Below are 16,707 nucleotides of genomic sequence, written 5' to 3'. Positions count from 1 at the left end.
GGTGACCTCGGGGGCGGTGGGTACGCGCAGGTCGCTCTTGAGGGAGACGGTGTACGTCGCCGGGGCGGCCGGGGAGGCGTAGGCGAGGTCGGTCGAGGCGAGGACCAGGCGCAGCCGGTGGCCCTTCTGGACCTGGTGGTCGACGGCCGGGAGGGTGAGTGTCACGTCCTTGCCGGTCCGGGCGCCCTGGACCCGGACGGGTGTCACGAGCTGGGCGGGCAGCACCTGTCCGGTGCCGCCCCCGCCGACGTCGTAGACCTTGGCGAACAGTACGGCGTCGTCACTGGTCGAGGTGACGTGGACGGTGACGGTCGGGGATCCGGTGACGGTGAGGTCGCGGGTCAGGGGCGCCGACTCGAAGGCGGCGTACTGGCCGGGGAAGTCGAGCGACACCCCGACGCCCAGGCTGGACAGCTGGGCGAGTCCGCCGCCGGTGCCGAGGCCGGGCAGCGCCGAGACCGCGGGCGGGGTGGCGCCGGCGGGGTTGTCGAAGCGCTGCTCGCGGCCGGTCAGCGCGACGGTCCGGGTGCCGCTGTCCAGGCCGGGGTAGGTGTCCGCGCTCGCGCCGCGCAGCCGGGCGGCGCCGTCGGTGGAGTCGAGGCCGCCGGTGCGGGTGACGCGGAAGGCGGGGCCGGTGTCGGTGCCCTTGTCGTTCTTGAGCCAGCGGTCGAACCAGTTGGCGACGCGGGCCTGGACGCGGTCGTCCTCCCAGTCGCCGCCATCGTGTCCGCCGGCGATCCAGTCGACGTCGACCGGGACGCCGTTGGCCCGGATGGCCTTGGCTGCGGCGTCGGCCTGGCCGAGCGGGAAGAGCGAGTCGGTCTGGCCCTGCACCAGCAGGGTGGGGACCTTGATGCGGTCGGCGACGGCGGCCGGGGAGCGCTCCTGGAGCAGTTCGCGGGCCTTGTCGTCCGGTGTCCCCGACTCGGCCACCCGCTGGTACATCGCGCACAGCGTGGGTTCGAACCGGGCGCAGCCGCCGCCGGTGTTGACGAAGATGCCGGCCCACAGCTTCTTGAACACACCGTTGGGGAACAGGGCGTCGGCGAGGTTCCAGTAGGTGACGGCCGGGGCGATGGCGTCCACCCGGGCGTCGTACCCGGCGGCCAGCAGGGAGATCGCGCCGCCGTAGGAGCCGCCCGCGACGCCCACGCGCGGGTCGCCTGCCTTGTCGAGCCGGACCTGGGGCTGCCGGGCGAGCCAGTCGATCAGCTTCGAGACGTCGGCGACCTCGCCCTCGGGGTCGTTCAGCCCGATCCTGCCCGTCGACCGTCCGAAGCCGCGCGCCGACCAGGTCAGTACCGCGTACCCGTCGCGGGCCAGGTCCTCCGCCTGTTGGCGGACGTCGTCCTTGCTGCCGCCGAAGCCGTGCGCGAGCAGGACGGCGGGGCGGCGGCCGGGGGTGGCGGTGGTGAAGTACGAGGTGTCCAGGTGCACGCCGTCCACGGCCAGGACCCGGTCGGCCCGGTGTACCGGGGGCGCGTCGTCGGAGGCGACGGCGGTCCATGTCCCGGCACCGGCGAGCACGACGACGGCGGCCGCGGCGGCCAGCAGCCGCCGCGGCTTCCGTAGCCCGCGCAGCGCGGGCAGTCGAAGATCCATGCGTCAACGGTACGGTCCGCCACCGACATCCGAAGCAGTCCCGGGTCGGAGCACCCGGCCCTCCCCCGGGCGTACGGGACCGGTGCCGCGTACCGCGAGCGTGGTACGCGGGGCCGGGCGGCCGGGTCTCGCGGGGCACCGTGGGAACGACGTCGTCCTCGGCACCCGCCGGGGAGCGGGTGACGAGGACGACGGGAGGTGCACGGGGTGACGGGGACCGCTGGGGCGCCCCTCGGGGGCTCAGACCTGGGCGTCCTCCGGGATGGACACCAGCCAGCGGGTGTCGCGGCGCGGGCGCAGGTAGAAGGCCCAGTAGAGGGTGGCGACGGCGGTGATGCCGCCGGTCCACAGCAGGTACTGCGTCTCCTGCTGGGTGAGGACGTAGGCGAGGACGACGATCAGCAGGATCGGCATCGCGGGCCACAGCGGCATCCGCCAGGCCGGGGTGTGCTTGTGGTGTCCGCGGCGGGCGAGCAGGGCGGCGACCGCGACGAGCAGGTACATGGCGGTCACCGACACGCCCGTGACGCCGTACAGGGTGTCGAGGTTGACGAAGCAGAGGGCCGCGCCGGGGACGCCCACCAGCAGCGTGGCGACCCAGGGGGAGCCGAACCGGCCGAGCTTGGACAGACCGTTGTTGACCGGCTCGGGCCAGGCCTTGTCACGGGCCGAGGCGAACAGGACGCGGGAGTTCTGGATGACCATGACGATGCCCGCGTTGATGATCGCGAGGGCGACGCAGAGACTGACGAAGGTGCCGACGGCCGAGTTGGACCAGGCGGTGACCATGCTGCTGATGTCGCCGCCGGTGAGTTCCTGGATGTCGGAGGCGCCCATGGTGATGGCGACGACCGGGACCAGGATGACGACGGTGGAGATGGCGAGGGTGGCCAGCACCGTGCGGGCGACGTTGCGCCGCGGGTTCTCCAGCTCCTCGGAGAGGTAGACGGCGGTGGAGAAGCCCTGGGTGGCGAAGAGGGCGATGGCGAGCCCGGAGATGACGAGCATGCCCGTGACGGCGTCGGTGTGCCCGCCGCTCCCGCCGACCTGCATCGAGGTCAGGCTGCCGAGGCCGCGCTGGCTGTGGGTGAATCCCAGCAGGGCCACGACACCGGCCGCGATGACCTCCAGGACCAGGAAGATGCCGGTGATCCAGGCGTTGGCGCGCAGGTCGAGCAGACCGGCGACGGTGGCCAGCAGCATCACGCCCGCGCCGGTCATCGCCGGGTCGAGGTGCACCACGGGCGCGAGGTAGTCGGCGGTGCCGATGGCGATCACCGGCGGGACGATCATGACCACCAGCAGGGACATCACGAAGACCAGCCAGCCCGCGAGGCGTCCGGCCATCGTCGAGACCATGGCGTACTCGCCGCCGGCGCTGGGGATGAGGGTGCCCAGTTCCGAGTAGCAGAACGCCACGGCGATACAGAGGAGGGAGCCGATGGCGATGGTGAGGGCGGTGGCGGTGCCGAGCGAGCCGAACAGGTCGGGAATGACCACGAAGAGCGTGGACGCCGGGGTCACGCAGGAGAGCGTGAGCAGCGTGCCGCCGACGACTCCGATGGAACGCTTCAGTGTCCGGGGACTGCTGTCGGGGGCCTCCGTGACGTCGGGGGCGACAGGGCGGAGCGTGTCGGTCATGCGGCGGTTCCGATCAACTGGTGCGGGGAACTTCGGGCGGGAGCGCTATCGCCTCCGGCGGCTCGCGTCGTACTTCTCTTCGTCCGCTCCCGTATGCCCGCATGGAACATCGACGAAAACCGGTGCGTCAATAGCTGTTTACCTACGGAATTCGTAGATCGAAGCCGCCATTGATCGCGAATACAGCACTTCTGCCGGACCCTTCCTCGCTCGAGGGCGATACGAGAATCGCAGCACACTCGTCAAAATCGCGTGAAGATGTCCGGAATCCGGACGCCTGAAACGTCCCGATCCTGTCCCTGGGCGGCAAATTGGGTCGCGGGAGTGTCAGTGGGTCCCACTAGAGTCGACAGCACAGTCGAATCACAGCAACGGGTGGGGACAGATGAAGCTGAGGTACACGGCGGCCTGGGTGGGGTTCACGGCCGCCGCGCTGATGGCGACCTCCGCGTGCGGCGCGGGGCAGACGGCCAAGAAGGCGGCCGACAGCGTCGCCGACAACTCCGACAAGATCATGGCGGCGCTCACCCGGGCGTCCGACCGCACCGAACAGCTCGGCTCGGCGTACGTGAAGATGTCCACCGACATGGGCACGGGCACCCCGGTCACCATGGAGGGCACCTACTCCTGGGGCGACGGGTTCGCCTTCGACACCGAGATGGACACCAAGGCCGCCCAGATGCAGCAGCTGACGTCCTCCCCGAAGATCCGCATGCTGTTCGTCGACGGCGCCTACTACTACGACGTCGACCCGCAGCCCTCCGGCCCGCTCAAGGGCAAGGAGTGGATGAAGGTCGACGCCTCGGCGGTCTTCGGCAAGGAGGGCGCGCAGGCGCTCGGCGGCAGCGGCGGCGGCAGCCCGTCCGCGTCCATGAAGGGCCTCAAGTACGCCAACGACGTCGAGAACCTCGGCAAGGAGACCGTCGACGGGCAGAGCACGACCCACTACCGGGCCGTGATCGACAAGGCGCACATGGGCAAGTTCAAGGACGCCTACGGCGACAAGGACAACCTCTTCGGTTCCATGACCGGCGGCGCCGAGTCCATCACCATGGACGTCTGGGTCGGTGCCAAGGACCTGCCCGTACGTATGAAGGAGAAGTTCGGGACGGCGGCGGTCACCATGGACTTCGAGAAGTTCGGCGCCACGGCCGCGGTCAAGGCGCCGCCGGCCTCGCAGGTGGGCGACGTCACCGAGCAGATCAAGAAGGCCCAGTCGGCGCAGAACTGAGCCCGGCCGCCGCGTCCGGCACCGCAGCGACGAGGCCCCGCCCTCCCGGTGTCGGGCGGGGCCTCGCGAGCTGTGGGACCGGAGACGTACCGGCCCTTGAGGTCTACGGCTCAGTGGTTGCGCGGGAAGCCGAGGTCGACGCCCGCGGGGGCCTCGGACGGGTCCGGCCAGCGCGTGGTGACGACCTTGCCGCGGGTGTAGAAGTGCGTGCCGTCGTTGCCGTAGATGTGGTGGTCGCCGAAGAGCGAGTCCTTCCAGCCGCCGAACGAGTGGTAGCCCACCGGCACCGGGATCGGCACGTTCACCCCGACCATGCCCGCCTCGATCTCCAGCTGGAAGCGGCGCGCGGCGCCGCCGTCCCGGGTGAAGATCGCGGTGCCGTTACCGAAGGGCGAGGCGTTGATGAGGGCCACACCCTCCTCGTAGGTGTCCACGCGCAGCACGCACAGCACGGGGCCGAAGATCTCGTCCCGGTACGCGTCGGCCGAGGTCGGCACCCGGTCGAGCAGCGAGAGACCGACCCAGTGGCCGTCCTCGAAGCCCTCGACGGTGTACCCGGTGCCGTCCAGGACGACCTCGCAGCCCTGCTCCGCCGCGCCCGTCACATAGGAGGCGACCTTGTCGCGGTGGGCCTTGGTGATCAGCGGGCCCATCTCGGAGGCCGGGTCGTTGCCCGGGCCGATCTTGATCTTCTCGGCGCGCTCGCGGATCCTGCTCACCAGCTCGTCGCCGATCGCACCGACCGCGACGACGGCCGAGATGGCCATGCAGCGCTCGCCCGCGGAGCCGTAGGCGGCCGACACGGCGGCGTCGGCGGCCGCGTCCAGATCGGCGTCCGGCAGGACCAGCATGTGGTTCTTGGCACCGCCCAGCGCCTGTACGCGCTTGCCGTTGGCGGCGGCCGTGGTGTGGATGTAGCGGGCGATCGGGGTCGAGCCGACGAAGGAGACGGCCTTGACGTCCGGGTGCTCCAGGAGACGGTCGACGGCGACCTTGTCGCCGTGCACGACGTTGAAGACGCCGTCCGGCAGTCCGGCCTGGGCGAGCAGCTCGGCGAGCTTCAGGGAGACCGACGGGTCCTTCTCGGACGGCTTCAGCACGAAGGTGTTGCCGCAGGCGATGGCGATCGGGAACATCCACATCGGGACCATCGCCGGGAAGTTGAACGGCGTGATGCCCGCGACGACACCCAGCGGCTGCCGGATCGAGGACACGTCGACCCGGGAGGCCACCTCGGTCGACAGCTCGCCCTTGAGCTGCACGGTGATCCCGCAGGCCAGCTCGACGATCTCCAGGCCGCGCGCGACCTCGCCGAGCGCGTCCGAGTGCACCTTGCCGTGCTCGGCGGTGATCAGCTCGGCGATCTCGTCGCGGTGCTCGTCCAGCAGGGCGCGGAACTTGAACAGGATCGCGGTCCGCTTGGCCAGCGACGAGGTGCCCCAGGTCGCCCAGGCGTCCTTCGCGGCGGCCACCGCCGCGTCCACCTCGTCGACCGTCGCGAACGCGACCTTCGTGGTGACCGCGCCGGTCGCCGGGTCGGTGACCGGCCCGAACGTACCCGACGCGCCTTCGACGGTCTTGCCGCCGATCCAGTGGTTGACGATCTTCGTCATGCCCAGTAGCTCCTTCACAGATGGCGGCGTCGGGTGGAGACGTGCCGTTCGTACAGCTCGCGCGCCTCGACCGCCGACCTCCGGGTCGCGGTCTCGGCCACAGGTACATCCCACCAGGCCTGTGCCGGGGGCGGGCCCGACACTGTGTCTGCGGTTTCGGTCTCCACGTAGACACATGTGGGAGTGTCGGCGGCCCGTGCCTGCGCGAGGGCCGCGCGCAGTTCCCGGACCGTCCCCGCGCGCAGCACCCGCATCCCGAGGCTGGCCGCGTTGGCGGCGAGGTCGACCGGCAGCGGCGCCCCGGTGTAGGAACCGTCCGCGGGGGACCGCAGGCGGTACGCCGTGCCGAACCGCTCGGCGCCGACCGACTCCGACAGACCGCCGATGGACGCGTAGCCGTGGTTCTGCACGAGCAGCATCTTGATCGCGATGCCTTCCTGCACGGCGGTGACGATCTCGGTCGGCATCATCAGATAGGTACCGTCGCCCACCAGTGCCCACACCTGGCGGTCCGGCGCCGCGAGTTTCACCCCGATGGCGGCCGGGATCTCGTAGCCCATGCAGGAGTAGCCGTACTCCAGGTGGTACTGGTCGGGCGAGCGGGCCCGCCAGAGTTTGTGCAGGTCGCCGGGGAGGGAGCCGGCCGCATTGATGATCACGTCCGTCCCGTCGACGAGGGCGTCCAGCGCGCCCAGCACCTGCGCCTGGGTGGGCCGCAGGTCCGGGTCGGCCGCCTCGTAGCAGGCGTCGACGCGCCGTTCCCAGCGTTCCTTGCCCTCGGTGTACTCGTCGACGTACGCCCGTGCGACCCGGTGATCGTGCACGGCCAGGGCCTCGGTCAGCTCCTGGAGGCCGCTGCGGGCGTCCGCGATCAGGGGCAGCCCGCCGAGCTTGTGACCGTCGAAGGCGGCGATGTTGAGGTTGAGGAAGCGCACGCCGTCGCCGGTGAACAGGGTGCGGGAGGCGGTGGTGAAGTCGGTGTACCGGGTCCCGACGCCGATCACCAGGTCGGCGCCGCGGGCCAGGTCGTCGGCGGTCGCCGTGCCGGTGTGGCCGACGCCTCCGACGTCCTGCGGATGGTCGTGGCGCAGGGAGCCCTTGCCGGCCTGGGTGGAGGCGACCGGGATGCCGGTGGCGGCGGCGAACTCGGCGAGCGCGTCCTCGGCCCGGCTGTGGTGGACCCCGCCGCCCGCGACCAGCAGCGGCCGGCGCGCGGCGCGGATCGCCCGGACCGCCTCGGCGAGCTCCGCCGGGTCGGCGCCGGGCCGGCGGACCGCCCAGGTGCGCTCGGCGAAGAACTCCCGCGGCCAGTCGTACGCCTCGGCCTGCACGTCCTGCGGCAGGGCCAGCGTGACGGCCCCCGTCTCCACCGGGTCGGTGAGCACGCGCATCGCCTGGAGGGCGGCCGGGATCAGCGCCTCGGGACGGGTGATCCGGTCGAAGTGGCGCGACACCGGACGCAGACAGTCGTTGACCGACACATCGCCCGCGTACGGGACTTCGAGCTGCTGGAGGACCGGGTCGGCCACCCGGGTGGCGAAGGTGTCGCCGGGCAGCAGCAGCACCGGCAGATGGTTGACCGTGGCCAGCGCGGCGCCGGTGACGAGGTTGGTCGCGCCCGGACCGATGGAGGTGGTCACGGCGTGCGTGGACAGCCGGTTCGACTGGCGGGCGTAGCCGACCGCCGCGTGCACCATGGACTGCTCGTTGCGGCCCTGGTGGAACGGCATGGCGTCGGCGTGCTCGACGAGCGCCTGGCCGATCCCGGCGACGTTCCCGTGCCCGAAGATGCCCCAGGTCGCGCCGATCATCCGCTGCCGGACGCCGTCCCGCTCGGTGTACTGGACGGACAGGAAGCGCACGAGCGCCTGCGCGACCGTGAGCCTGGTCGTCGGGGCGGGCGTGGTCGGCGACGTCATCGGTAGCCTCCTGTGCGGTCCACGTGGTCCGGGTGGAAGCGGATCCGCCACTCCCGCGTCGCGCCCGGACCGGCCATGACGTTGAGGTAGTACATGGCGTGCCCCGGCTGGGCGACGGACGGGCCGTGCCAGCCGTCGGGGACGAGCACGACGTCGCCGGTGCGGACCTCCGCGAGGACGTCGGACCCGCCCTCGCGGGAGGGGAACACGCGCTGGTAGCCGAACCCGTTCGGGCCGTCGATCTCGAAGTAGTAGATCTCCTCCAGCTCCGACTCCTCGCCCGGCCGGTGCTCGTCGTGCTTGTGCGGCGGGTACGAGGACCAGTTGCCACCGGGAGTGACGACCTCCACGGCGATCAGCCGGTCGCAGTCGAACGCGTCGGCGGAGGCGAAGTTGCGCACCTGGCGGGCGCAGGTGCCGCTGCCGCGCTGCTCGACGGGGACCTCCGGCGCGGGGCCGTAGCGGGCGGGGAGTCGTCGCTCGCACTTCGCTCCTGCCAGGGCGAAGCGGCCTCCCGCGCCGGAGGCGATCTGGACCTGGGCGTCCCGGGGCACGTAGGCGAAGTCGGTGACCCCGCTGAAAACGCTTTCCCTGCCCAGGAGTTGGAACTCTCTCCGCTCTGTGCGCACGGTACATCCGCCTTCCAGCGGAAGCACGATCCATTCACTTCCCGCGCTGGTGAACGTATGCGTGCCGCCCGGTGTCAGCTCGATGACCCGCAGACTGCTGTGGGTCCAACCGGCCCGTTCGGGGCCGATGTCGAGCACGTGCCGCGCGTCGGCGGTGCTGCCCCTGGGCACGTACAGGCGGGTGCCCGTCGCGGCCTGCGACCCCGCATGCGTCCCGGTGCCTGTCCCGGTGCCTGTCCCGGTGCCTGTCGTGGCGCTCGTCGTGGTGTGCGTCGTGGTGTGCGGCTCGTCGTCCGTCATCCGGCCCTCACAGCAGTCCTACGGCGGTGTCCACGGCGGCGGCCACGTCCCCGTCCGCCGGGTAGAGCAGCGAACGGCCGACCACCAGACCCTGGACGGTGGGCAGTTGCAGGGCCCCGCGCCACTTCTCGTAGGCGGCCGCCTGGTCCCCGGCCTGACCGCCGACCTCGCCGCCGAGCAGGACGGCGGGCAGCGTGGAGGTCTCCATCACCTGGGCCATGTCGTCGGGGTTGTCGGTGACCGGCACCTTCAGCCAGGTGTAGGCCGAACTGCCGCCCAGACCGGAGGCGATGGCGATGGAACGGGTGACGGCGTCGGCCGACAGGTCGTTGACGAGCCTGCCGTCGGGGGCGCGGCGGCTGATGAACGGCTCGACGAAGACGGGCAGTCGGCGCGCGGCCATCTCGTCGACGGCGCGGGCGGTGGACTCCAGGGTGGTGAGGGAGCCCGGGTCGTCGTAGTCGATGCGCAGCAGCAGCTTGCCCGCGTCGAAGCCGAGACGGTGGATGTCCTCGGGGCGGTGCCCGGTGAAGCGGTCGTCGAGCTCGAAGGACGCGCCCTGGAGGCCGCCGCGGTTCATGGAGCCCATGACGACCTTGTGGTCGAGGGCGCCGAGCAGGAGCAGGTCGTCGAGGATGTCGGCGGTGGCCAGGACGCCGTCCACGCCCGGCCGGGACAGCGCCAGGCACAGGCGCTCCAGGAGGTCGGCGCGGTTGGCCATGGCGAGACCGCGGCCGCCCGCACCGAGGGCGCCGCGGGCCGGATGGTCGGCGGCGACGATCATCAGCCGGCCGCGGTCGCCGAGCAGCGGTCTGCGTCGGCGGCGGGCCGCGGCCTCGGCGATCCGCTCGGGGTGCCGGGTGCGGATGCGCACGAGTTCCGCGACGTCCACGCGCGCGTACGCGCCCCCGGAACCGCCGTCGCGGTGGGCCTCTCCGACGCGGCCGGCCCTCACCGCACCGCTCCGGCGGTGAGCGCGGCCTCGATCTCGTCCGGGGTGGGCATCGCGGAGGAGCACTCCAGCCGGGAGGCAACGATGGCACCGGCCGCGTTGGCGTAGCGCATGGTCCGCTCCAGGTCCCAGCCGCTCAGCAGGCCGTGGCAGAGCGCGCCGCCGAAGGCGTCGCCGGCGCCCAGACCGTTGAGGACGTCCACGGGCAGCGGCGGCACCTCGGCGCAGCCGCCCGCCCGGTCGACGGCGAGGACGCCCTTGGGGCCCTGCTTGACGACGGCGAGCTCGACGCCGGCCGCGAGCAGCGCGCGGGCGGCGGCGTGCGGCTCGCGCAGCCCGGTGGCGACCTCCACCTCGTCGAGGTTGCCGACGGCGACGGTGGCGTGGCGCAGCGCCTCGGCGTACCAGGGGCGCGCGGCGGCGGCCGGGCCGCTCCCGTCGGCGCCCTTCCAGAACATGGGGCGCCAGTCGAGGTCGAAGACCGTCGTACCGGCCCGGTCGCGGTGGGCGAGGGCCGCCAGGGTCGCCGTACGGCTCGGTTCCTCGCTCAGACCGGTGCCGGTGATCCAGAAGACGCGCGCGTCGCGGACGGCGTCGAGGTCGAGTTCGCGGGCGTCGATCTCCAGGTCGGGCGCCTTGGGCTGCCGGTAGAAGTACAGCGGGAAGTCGTCCGGCGGGAAGATCTCGCAGAAGGTGACCGGGGTCGGCAGCCCGGGGACGGCGGTGACCCAGCGGTCGTCCACGCCGAAGCCGCGCAGGGCTTCGTGGAGATAGGCGCCGAAGGGGTCGTCGCCCGTCCGGGTGATCACGGCGGTGCTCCGGCCGAGCCGGGCCGCCGCGACGGCGACGTTGGTGGCGGAGCCGCCGAGGAACTTCCCGAACGCCGACACCTGGGCCAGGGGCACGCCCGTCTGCAACGGATAGAGGTCCACTCCGATCCGCCCCATGGTGATCAGGTCGTACGCCATCGGCTTCCCTTCGCTTCGGCTCCTCCCGGTTTTAGTGCCGGACCCCGAGCCCTGTCAATGTTTTGTCCGGACATTCGGACCAGCGCTTGACACCCGTCTGCCGGAACCGCACGCTGACGGCCATGACTTCGTTGTCGCCGCAGTCCTCACTCTCCCGTATCCGGATCGGTTCGGCGCCCGACTCATGGGGTGTCTGGTTCCCGGACGACCCGCGACAGGTGCCGTGGCAGCGCTTCCTCGACGAGGTCGCCGACGCCGGCTACGAGTGGATCGAGCTGGGGCCGTACGGCTATCTGCCGAGCGATCCGGCCGTGCTCGCCGAGGAGACCGCGCGGCGCGGTCTGAAGGTGTCGGCCGGAACCGTCTTCACCGGCCTGCACCACGGTCCGGACGTGTGGGACCGGACCTGGGCGCACGTCTCGGACATCGCGGCGCTGACCCGGGCGATGGGCGCCGCCCACCTGGTCGTCATCCCGTCCTTCTGGCGGGACGACAGGACCGGCGAGGTGCTGGAGCCGGACACGCTGACACCGCGGCAGTGGCGGGATCTCACCTCGCTGACCGAACGGCTGGGGCACGAGGTGCGCGAGCGCTACGGGCTGGAGATCGTCGTCCATCCGCACGCCGACACCCACATCGACAGCGAGGAGAACGTCACCCGCTTCCTCGACGGCACGGACCCCGCGCTGGTGTCGCTGTGCCTGGACACCGGGCACTACGCGTACTGCGGCGGCGACAGCGTCAAGCTGATCGAGACCTACGGCGAGCGCATCGGGTACCTGCACCTCAAGCAGGTCGACCCGGAGATCCTGGCGGAGGTGCGGGCGCGGGAGATCCCGTTCGGGCCGGCCGTGGCCCGCGGTGTCATGTGCGAACCCCCGTCCGGGGTGCCCGCACTGGGGCCGGTGCTGGAGGCGGCGCAGAAGCTGGACGTGGACCTCTTCGCGATCGTCGAGCAGGACATGTACCCGTGCGAGCCGGACCGCCCGCTGCCGGTCGCCCGGCGGACCCGGGCTTTCCTGAGGTCCTGCGGGGCTTAGCCCTCCCCCTACCCCTGAGTAGGGCTGTCCCCCAGGGGGTTTTGCTTCACCTCTGTCACAAATACCTCTGACGTGTCACGGATGTCGCGTGTACGCGGGTTTCACGTCACACCCGGTCGACGGGCGGGGCCGGGTCGTCACTCCGCGTCGTTCACGGGACACAGGCTCGTGATCGCCAGCGCAGCACCCGGCTCCTCCGACGGCCACCCCCCGGCCGCCGCCGCGGCGCGCGCAGGGAGGTGCAACCCATGACCGACCGAAGGCTCTGGTCGTACAAGGAGATCGCGGCGCACATCAAGGTGCAGCCGGACACCGTACGGTCCTACCGCAAGCACGGACTGCTGCCCGCGCCCGATCATGTGGAGAGCGGGAAGCCCTACTGGTACGCCGAGACCGTCCGCTCCTGGGTCGCGTCCAGGCCCGGCAACCGGGGGCGGAGAGTGGGCTGAGCGACCGGCCGGGTCCGCCCGCGCGACCTTCCGGCTGTGCCCCGCCCCCGGTCGGGGCACAGCCCGTCGGGCGGATCTCCCCCCTACGGCTCTCTCCGGTACGGGTTCCCCGGTACGGATCCCTCGACGGTGGCTCTCCGGTCAGCTCCACGGCTCGATGACCGTGACCCCGGCGCCCGAGGCCGCCGGGGTCCCCATCGCGGCGAGCGCGTCCGGCGCAGCGTCCAGCGGGATCGTCGCCGTCACCAGCAGGTCGGGGCGCAGAACGCCCGCGCAGACCAGTCCGAGCATCTCGGGATAGGCGTGCGCGGCCATGCCGTGGCTGCCGAGCAGTTCCAGTTCCAGGGCGAGCGCGCGGGCCATGGGGACGGGGGTCGTTCCGTCCGCCGACGGCAGCAGGCCGACCTGGACGTGCCGGCCGCGGCGGCGCAGCCCGTTCACCGAGGCCGCGCAGGTGGCTGGGGAGCCGAGGGCGTCCAGGGAGAGGTGCGCGCCACCGGCGGTGAGCTCGCGGACTGCCTGCGCCGGGTCCGCCGTGCGAGTGGCGTCGACGCAGTGGACCGCGCCGAACTTCCGGGCCAGGTCCAGGGCCCCCGGCGCCACGTCGACGGCGACGACCCGCGCTCCCGCCGCGGCCGCGATCATCACCGCCGACAGGCCGACGCCTCCGCAGCCGTGCACCGCGACCCACTCCCCCGCCGCCACCCGGCCCTGCTGCACCACCGCCCGGAACGCCGTCGCGAACCGGCAGCCGAGCGAGGCCGCGGTGGCGAAGGACATTCCGTCGGGGACGGCGACCAGGTTCACGTCGGCGTGGTCCAGGGCCACGTACTGGGCGAAGGAGCCCCAGTGGGTGAAGCCCGGCTGCGTCTGGCGCTCGCACACCTGCTGCTGCCCCGCCGCGCAGGCCGGGCAGGTGCCGCAGGCGCAGACGAACGGGACGGTGACCCGGTCGCCGGGACGCCAGCCGGTCACCCGGGGGCCCACCGCCTCGACGACACCGGCCAGTTCATGGCCGGGCACATGGGGCAGGGTGATGTCCGGGTCGTGGCCCTGCCAGCCGTGCCAGTCGCTGCGGCACAGCCCGGTGGCCGCGACCCGCACCACGACCCCGTGCTCGGCGGGGCGCGGATCGGCCACCTCCCGCACCTCGGCCGCCTCGCCGTACCGCTCGAACACCACAGCCCGCATGTGCCCGCCCCGCTTCCTCTTCCGCCGTGTCCGCTCCGCCCCGGGGCCGGCCGCCCCGGGGCTCCCGCGCCACCTCGGCGGAACGCTATCCGGGCACGCCGACCTTGTCCCGGTCCGGCAGGGGTCCGGCGGCCTGCGCGGGCTCTCCCTCGCTCAGTCCGAACCGCTGGTGGAACCGGCGCAGCGGGGCCGGTGCCCACCAGGTCGCACGGCCCGTGAGCCGCATGATCGCCGGGACCAGCAGGCTGCGGACGACCATCGCGTCCATCAGCACCGCCAGCGCGATGCCCAGCCCCAGCATCTTGGTGTTGGTCACCCGGGAGGTGCCGATGGCGACCATCACCACGGCGAGGATGACCGCGGCTGCGGTGATCAGGCCGCCGGTGCGCTGGAGGCCGTGCCGGACCGCCTCGCGGTGGTCGCCGGTCCGGTCGTACTCCTCCTTGATGCGGGAGAGCAGGAACACGCCGTAGTCCATGGAGAGGCCGAAGGCCACGCAGAACATCAGGACCGGCAGGGTGGTCTCGATGGATCCGGTGGCGGTGAAGCCGAGCAGGCCGGAGAGATGGCCGTCCTGGAAGACCCAGACCACCGCGCCGAACATCGCCGTCAGGCTGAGCGCGTTCAGCAGGACGGCCTGGACCGGGATGAGCACGCTGCCGGTGAGGAGGAAGACCAGCAGCAGGGTGACCACCGCGATGATCGCGGCCGCCCAGGGCAGCCGCTCCGCGAGCGCGTGCTTGGAGTCCACCAAGACCGCGGCCGTGCCGGTGACCTTGGTGTCGAAGGGGGCGTCCAGGGCGCGCAGGTCGCCGACCAGCCGCTGGGCGGCGTCGTCCACGGCCTCGCCCTTCGGCAGCACCGTGAAGTACGCCGAGTCGCCCCGCACCAGGGGACCGTCGACCCCCGCCACCTCCGGCAGGGCGGCGATCCGCTCCTTGTAGGCGGCGTACTGCGGCTGGGTCGCGGCGCCCTCGGCGAGGATCTCCAGGCCGCCGCCGGGGTTGCCCGGGAAGTCGTCGCGGATGTGCTGCTGCACGGCGTGGGACTCGGCCGTGGTGGGCAGCTGGCGGTCGTCCGCGGTGCCGAACTTCACGCCCACGAAGGGCAGGCCGAGCAGGACGAGGACGGCGGTGGTGGCCAGCGCGAAGAACGGGGCCCGGCGCATGACCAGGGTCGCCGTGCGCGCCCAGGCCGTGCCCTCCTCGCCGGAACTCCTCGGGGTCCGGCCGCGGCGCAGCAGCCGGCGCAGGTCGAGCGAGTCGACCCGGTGGCCGAGCAGGACCAGCGCGGCCGGGAGCAGGATCAGGGCGGCCGCGGCGGCCAGCAGCACCACCGCGATGCCGGCGTAGGCGAAGGAGCGCAGGAAGTACTGCGGGAAGACGAGCATCGCCGCCAGGGACACGGCGACCGTGAGCGCGGAGAACAGGACCGTGCGCCCGGCCGTGCGCAGGGTGGTGGCGACGGCGGTCAGCGGTTCGGCGCCGGTGGACAGTTCCTCGCGGAAGCGGCGGACGACGAACAGGGCGTAGTCGATGGCCAGACCCAGGCCGAGGGCCGTGGTGAGGTTCATCGCGAAGACCGAGACGTCGGTGAACTCGGACAGGCCGCGCAGCACCGCGTTGGTGCCGAGGATCGCGACGATGCCGATGCCGAGCGGCAGCAGGGCGGCGACCGCGCTGCCGAAGACCATCACCAGCAGCACCAGGGTGATCGGCAGGGCGATCATCTCGGCCCGGGTCAGGTCCTCGCGGATGATCGTCTGCATCTCGTGCCGTACGGCGACGATGCCGCCGACCTTCACCGTCAGCGGGCCCCGCGTCCCCCGATAGGAGGGCGCGATGCGGTCCAGGGTGTCGCCCATCGCCTTCTCGTCGCCCGTGATGTGGGCGGCGATCAGCGCCTCGTGACCGTCCTCGGCGCGCAGGGCCGGCGCCTTCGAAGCCCAGTAGGAACCGACGCCGGTCACGCCCTTCTCCCGGGCCAGCCGTGCGGTGAGCCGGTTCGCCTCGGCGGCGACGGCCGGGTCGTCCACCGAGGCGGCGCCGGTGTCTATCAGCAGCAGGAGGTTGGGCTGGGAGCCGGGGAACTCGCGCTCCAGCGCCTTCGTCGCGTAGGTCGACTGTGCGTCCGGGTCCTCCCAGCCGCCGCTGCCCAGCCGGTCGGCGACCCCGCTGCCGGCCAGCACGGCGAGCACGGTGAGCACCAGGGCGGCCAGCAGCGACAGCCGGGGGCGCGCGGTCACGAGACGCGTCCATCCTCCGACGCGGGGTGGCCTGTTGACTTCGGTCATTGTGCGGTGTCCCCTTCACCGTGATCCGCGCTGTACGCAGGCAGGAGCATGGGTCGGCCATTGCCATAGACTGACAAACACGAGACATCGCTCGCGTTTCTCCAGAATGCGAGCGGCCACTCGTGTTTGTCAATCGCGTGCCGAGAGCTGGGGATAACGCGTGCCCGACAAGTCCGACACTCCGGAACAGGGAAGGCCCGTCGAGCAGGGACGACCCGCCGCACAGGCGCAGGCCACCGAGCAGGGGCAGCCGCGCCGCCGTCAGGCGCGCGGCGAGCGCCGTATCGTCCAGCTGCTGGAGGCCGCGGCCAGCGTCTTCTGCACGACCGGGTACACGGCCGCCAGCACCAACGCCATCGCCCGCGAGGCGGGCGTCTCGCCCGGCACGCTCTACCAGTTCTTCCCGAACAAGGAAGCGATCGCCATCGAGCTGGGCGACCGGCTCATGCACGAGATGCGCGAGACCTACGGCGCGGCCCTCGCCCCGGTCGACCCCACGACCCCGCTGGAGGACGCGGTCGGCGCCGCCGTCGACCGGTTCATCGCGTTCAACTGCGACCACCCGGTGTTCTTCGCCCTGATGCACGGCCCCGACATCCCCGGCCGGATCACCGAGGAGCACGACGCGCTGCACGCCACGCTGCTCGCCCGGATCGAGGACCTGCTCTCCTCGTTCCTGCCGGACGTGGCACCGGCCGACCTGTCGCGCACCGCGCACATGTGCCTGGGCCTGTACAAGGCGGGCCTGGAGCTGGTCCTCGGCCACGAGGACGCCGAGCGCGCCGCGTACGTCCAGGAGCTGAAGAACGCGCTGATCCGGTACCTCGCCCCGCTGGTCGGCGACCGACTCGGCCGCCCCGCGACCCCGGCCCCCTGACC

Annotated in this window: 13 protein-coding genes; 4 read left to right on the top strand and 9 right to left on the bottom strand. The window is 72.2% G+C overall.

Annotated features, from left to right (window positions below):
- Together FNH09_RS35235 and FNH09_RS35230 are read right to left on the bottom strand one after the other, a co-directional pair.
- The coding region (locus tag FNH09_RS35235; protein WP_162469572.1) for a S15 peptidase family protein at positions 1–1,602 on the bottom strand (1,602 nt) is incomplete at its 3' end.
- 240 nt (positions 1,603–1,842) lie between these two features.
- Positions 1,843–3,243, bottom strand: coding sequence for an APC family permease (locus FNH09_RS35230; RefSeq protein WP_152893961.1), 1,401 nt, complete (start codon positions 3,241–3,243; stop codon positions 1,843–1,845).
- A 385-nt stretch (positions 3,244–3,628) separates the two neighbouring features.
- Here FNH09_RS35230 and FNH09_RS35225 point away from each other — a divergent pair, with 385 nt between their 5' ends.
- On the top strand, positions 3,629–4,474 hold the full coding sequence (locus FNH09_RS35225) for an SCO4651 family lipoprotein (RefSeq protein ID WP_152893960.1): 846 nt from the start codon (positions 3,629–3,631) through the stop codon (positions 4,472–4,474).
- A gap of 110 nt (positions 4,475–4,584) precedes the next feature.
- Here the strand turns inward: FNH09_RS35225 and mmsA are convergent, their stop codons facing one another.
- From mmsA to iolC, 5 genes are read right to left on the bottom strand one after another with little or no spacing between them, the layout of a single operon-like run.
- Positions 4,585–6,087: a CoA-acylating methylmalonate-semialdehyde dehydrogenase gene (gene mmsA, locus FNH09_RS35220; RefSeq protein WP_152893959.1), complete on the bottom strand. Its 1,503-nt coding sequence runs from the start codon at positions 6,085–6,087 to the stop codon at positions 4,585–4,587.
- Between the two features lie 14 nt (positions 6,088–6,101).
- On the bottom strand, positions 6,102–8,006 hold the full coding sequence (gene iolD, locus FNH09_RS35215; RefSeq protein ID WP_152893958.1) for a 3D-(3,5/4)-trihydroxycyclohexane-1,2-dione acylhydrolase (decyclizing): 1,905 nt from the start codon (positions 8,004–8,006) through the stop codon (positions 6,102–6,104).
- Complete coding sequence (gene iolB, locus FNH09_RS35210) at positions 8,003–8,935, bottom strand: 5-deoxy-glucuronate isomerase (RefSeq protein ID WP_152893957.1); 933 nt, start codon at positions 8,933–8,935, stop codon at positions 8,003–8,005. Before iolB ends, iolD begins: the two co-directional genes overlap by 4 nt.
- 7 nt (positions 8,936–8,942) lie before the next feature.
- Complete coding sequence (locus tag FNH09_RS35205; RefSeq protein ID WP_162469573.1) at positions 8,943–9,827, bottom strand: Cgl0159 family (beta/alpha)8-fold protein; 885 nt, start codon at positions 9,825–9,827, stop codon at positions 8,943–8,945.
- 59 nt (positions 9,828–9,886) lie between these two features.
- Complete coding sequence (gene iolC, locus FNH09_RS35200) at positions 9,887–10,855, bottom strand: 5-dehydro-2-deoxygluconokinase (protein ID WP_152893956.1); 969 nt, start codon at positions 10,853–10,855, stop codon at positions 9,887–9,889.
- 122 nt (positions 10,856–10,977) lie between these two features.
- Here iolC and FNH09_RS35195 point away from each other — a divergent pair, with 122 nt between their 5' ends.
- Together FNH09_RS35195 and FNH09_RS49655 are read left to right on the top strand one after the other, a co-directional pair.
- A complete protein-coding gene (locus FNH09_RS35195; RefSeq protein ID WP_152893955.1) occupies positions 10,978–11,895 on the top strand; it encodes a sugar phosphate isomerase/epimerase family protein in 918 nt (305 codons plus the stop codon).
- A gap of 248 nt (positions 11,896–12,143) precedes the next feature.
- The gene (locus tag FNH09_RS49655) at positions 12,144–12,344 is read left to right on the top strand and encodes a helix-turn-helix transcriptional regulator (RefSeq protein WP_152893954.1); all 201 of its coding nucleotides are present in this window, start codon (positions 12,144–12,146) and stop codon (positions 12,342–12,344) included.
- Positions 12,345–12,485: 141 nt separating this feature from the next.
- Here FNH09_RS49655 and FNH09_RS35185 read toward each other — a convergent pair whose 3' ends face one another.
- Both FNH09_RS35185 and FNH09_RS35180 read right to left on the bottom strand, forming a co-directional pair.
- A complete protein-coding gene (locus tag FNH09_RS35185) occupies positions 12,486–13,535 on the bottom strand; it encodes a zinc-dependent alcohol dehydrogenase family protein (protein ID WP_152893953.1) in 1,050 nt (349 codons plus the stop codon).
- Positions 13,536–13,620: 85 nt separating this feature from the next.
- Positions 13,621–15,828 carry an MMPL family transporter gene (locus tag FNH09_RS35180; protein WP_152893952.1) on the bottom strand — a complete coding sequence of 736 codons (2,208 nt, stop codon included), beginning with the start codon at positions 15,826–15,828 and terminating at the stop codon, positions 13,621–13,623.
- A 283-nt stretch (positions 15,829–16,111) separates the two neighbouring features.
- On the opposite strand from FNH09_RS35180, the gene FNH09_RS35175 reads away from it, so the two are divergent.
- On the top strand, positions 16,112–16,705 hold the full coding sequence (locus FNH09_RS35175; RefSeq protein WP_338017788.1) for a TetR/AcrR family transcriptional regulator: 594 nt from the start codon (positions 16,112–16,114) through the stop codon (positions 16,703–16,705).
- Positions 16,706–16,707: the final 2 nt, after the last annotated feature.

The sequence above is a fragment of the Streptomyces adustus genome, assembly GCF_009377175.1.
Taxonomy (GTDB): domain Bacteria; phylum Actinomycetota; class Actinomycetes; order Streptomycetales; family Streptomycetaceae; genus Streptomyces; species Streptomyces adustus.
This window is presented reverse-complemented; position numbering and strand designations above follow the sequence as displayed.

Coding starts and splice junctions, on each gene's coding strand:
- FNH09_RS35230 (WP_152893961.1), bottom strand. CDS start 3,243: ATGACCGACACGCTCCGCCCTGTCGCCCCCGACGTCACGGAGGCCCCC.
- mmsA (WP_152893959.1), bottom strand. CDS start 6,087: ATGACGAAGATCGTCAACCACTGGATCGGCGGCAAGACCGTCGAAGGC.
- iolB (WP_152893957.1), bottom strand. CDS start 8,935: ATGACGGACGACGAGCCGCACACCACGACGCACACCACGACGAGCGCC.
- FNH09_RS35180 (WP_152893952.1), bottom strand. CDS start 15,828: ATGACCGAAGTCAACAGGCCACCCCGCGTCGGAGGATGGACGCGTCTC.
- FNH09_RS35185 (WP_152893953.1), bottom strand. CDS start 13,535: ATGCGGGCTGTGGTGTTCGAGCGGTACGGCGAGGCGGCCGAGGTGCGG.
- iolC (WP_152893956.1), bottom strand. CDS start 10,855: ATGGCGTACGACCTGATCACCATGGGGCGGATCGGAGTGGACCTCTAT.
- FNH09_RS49655 (WP_152893954.1), top strand. CDS start 12,144: ATGACCGACCGAAGGCTCTGGTCGTACAAGGAGATCGCGGCGCACATC.
- FNH09_RS35225 (WP_152893960.1), top strand. CDS start 3,629: ATGAAGCTGAGGTACACGGCGGCCTGGGTGGGGTTCACGGCCGCCGCG.
- iolD (WP_152893958.1), bottom strand. CDS start 8,006: ATGACGTCGCCGACCACGCCCGCCCCGACGACCAGGCTCACGGTCGCG.
- FNH09_RS35195 (WP_152893955.1), top strand. CDS start 10,978: ATGACTTCGTTGTCGCCGCAGTCCTCACTCTCCCGTATCCGGATCGGT.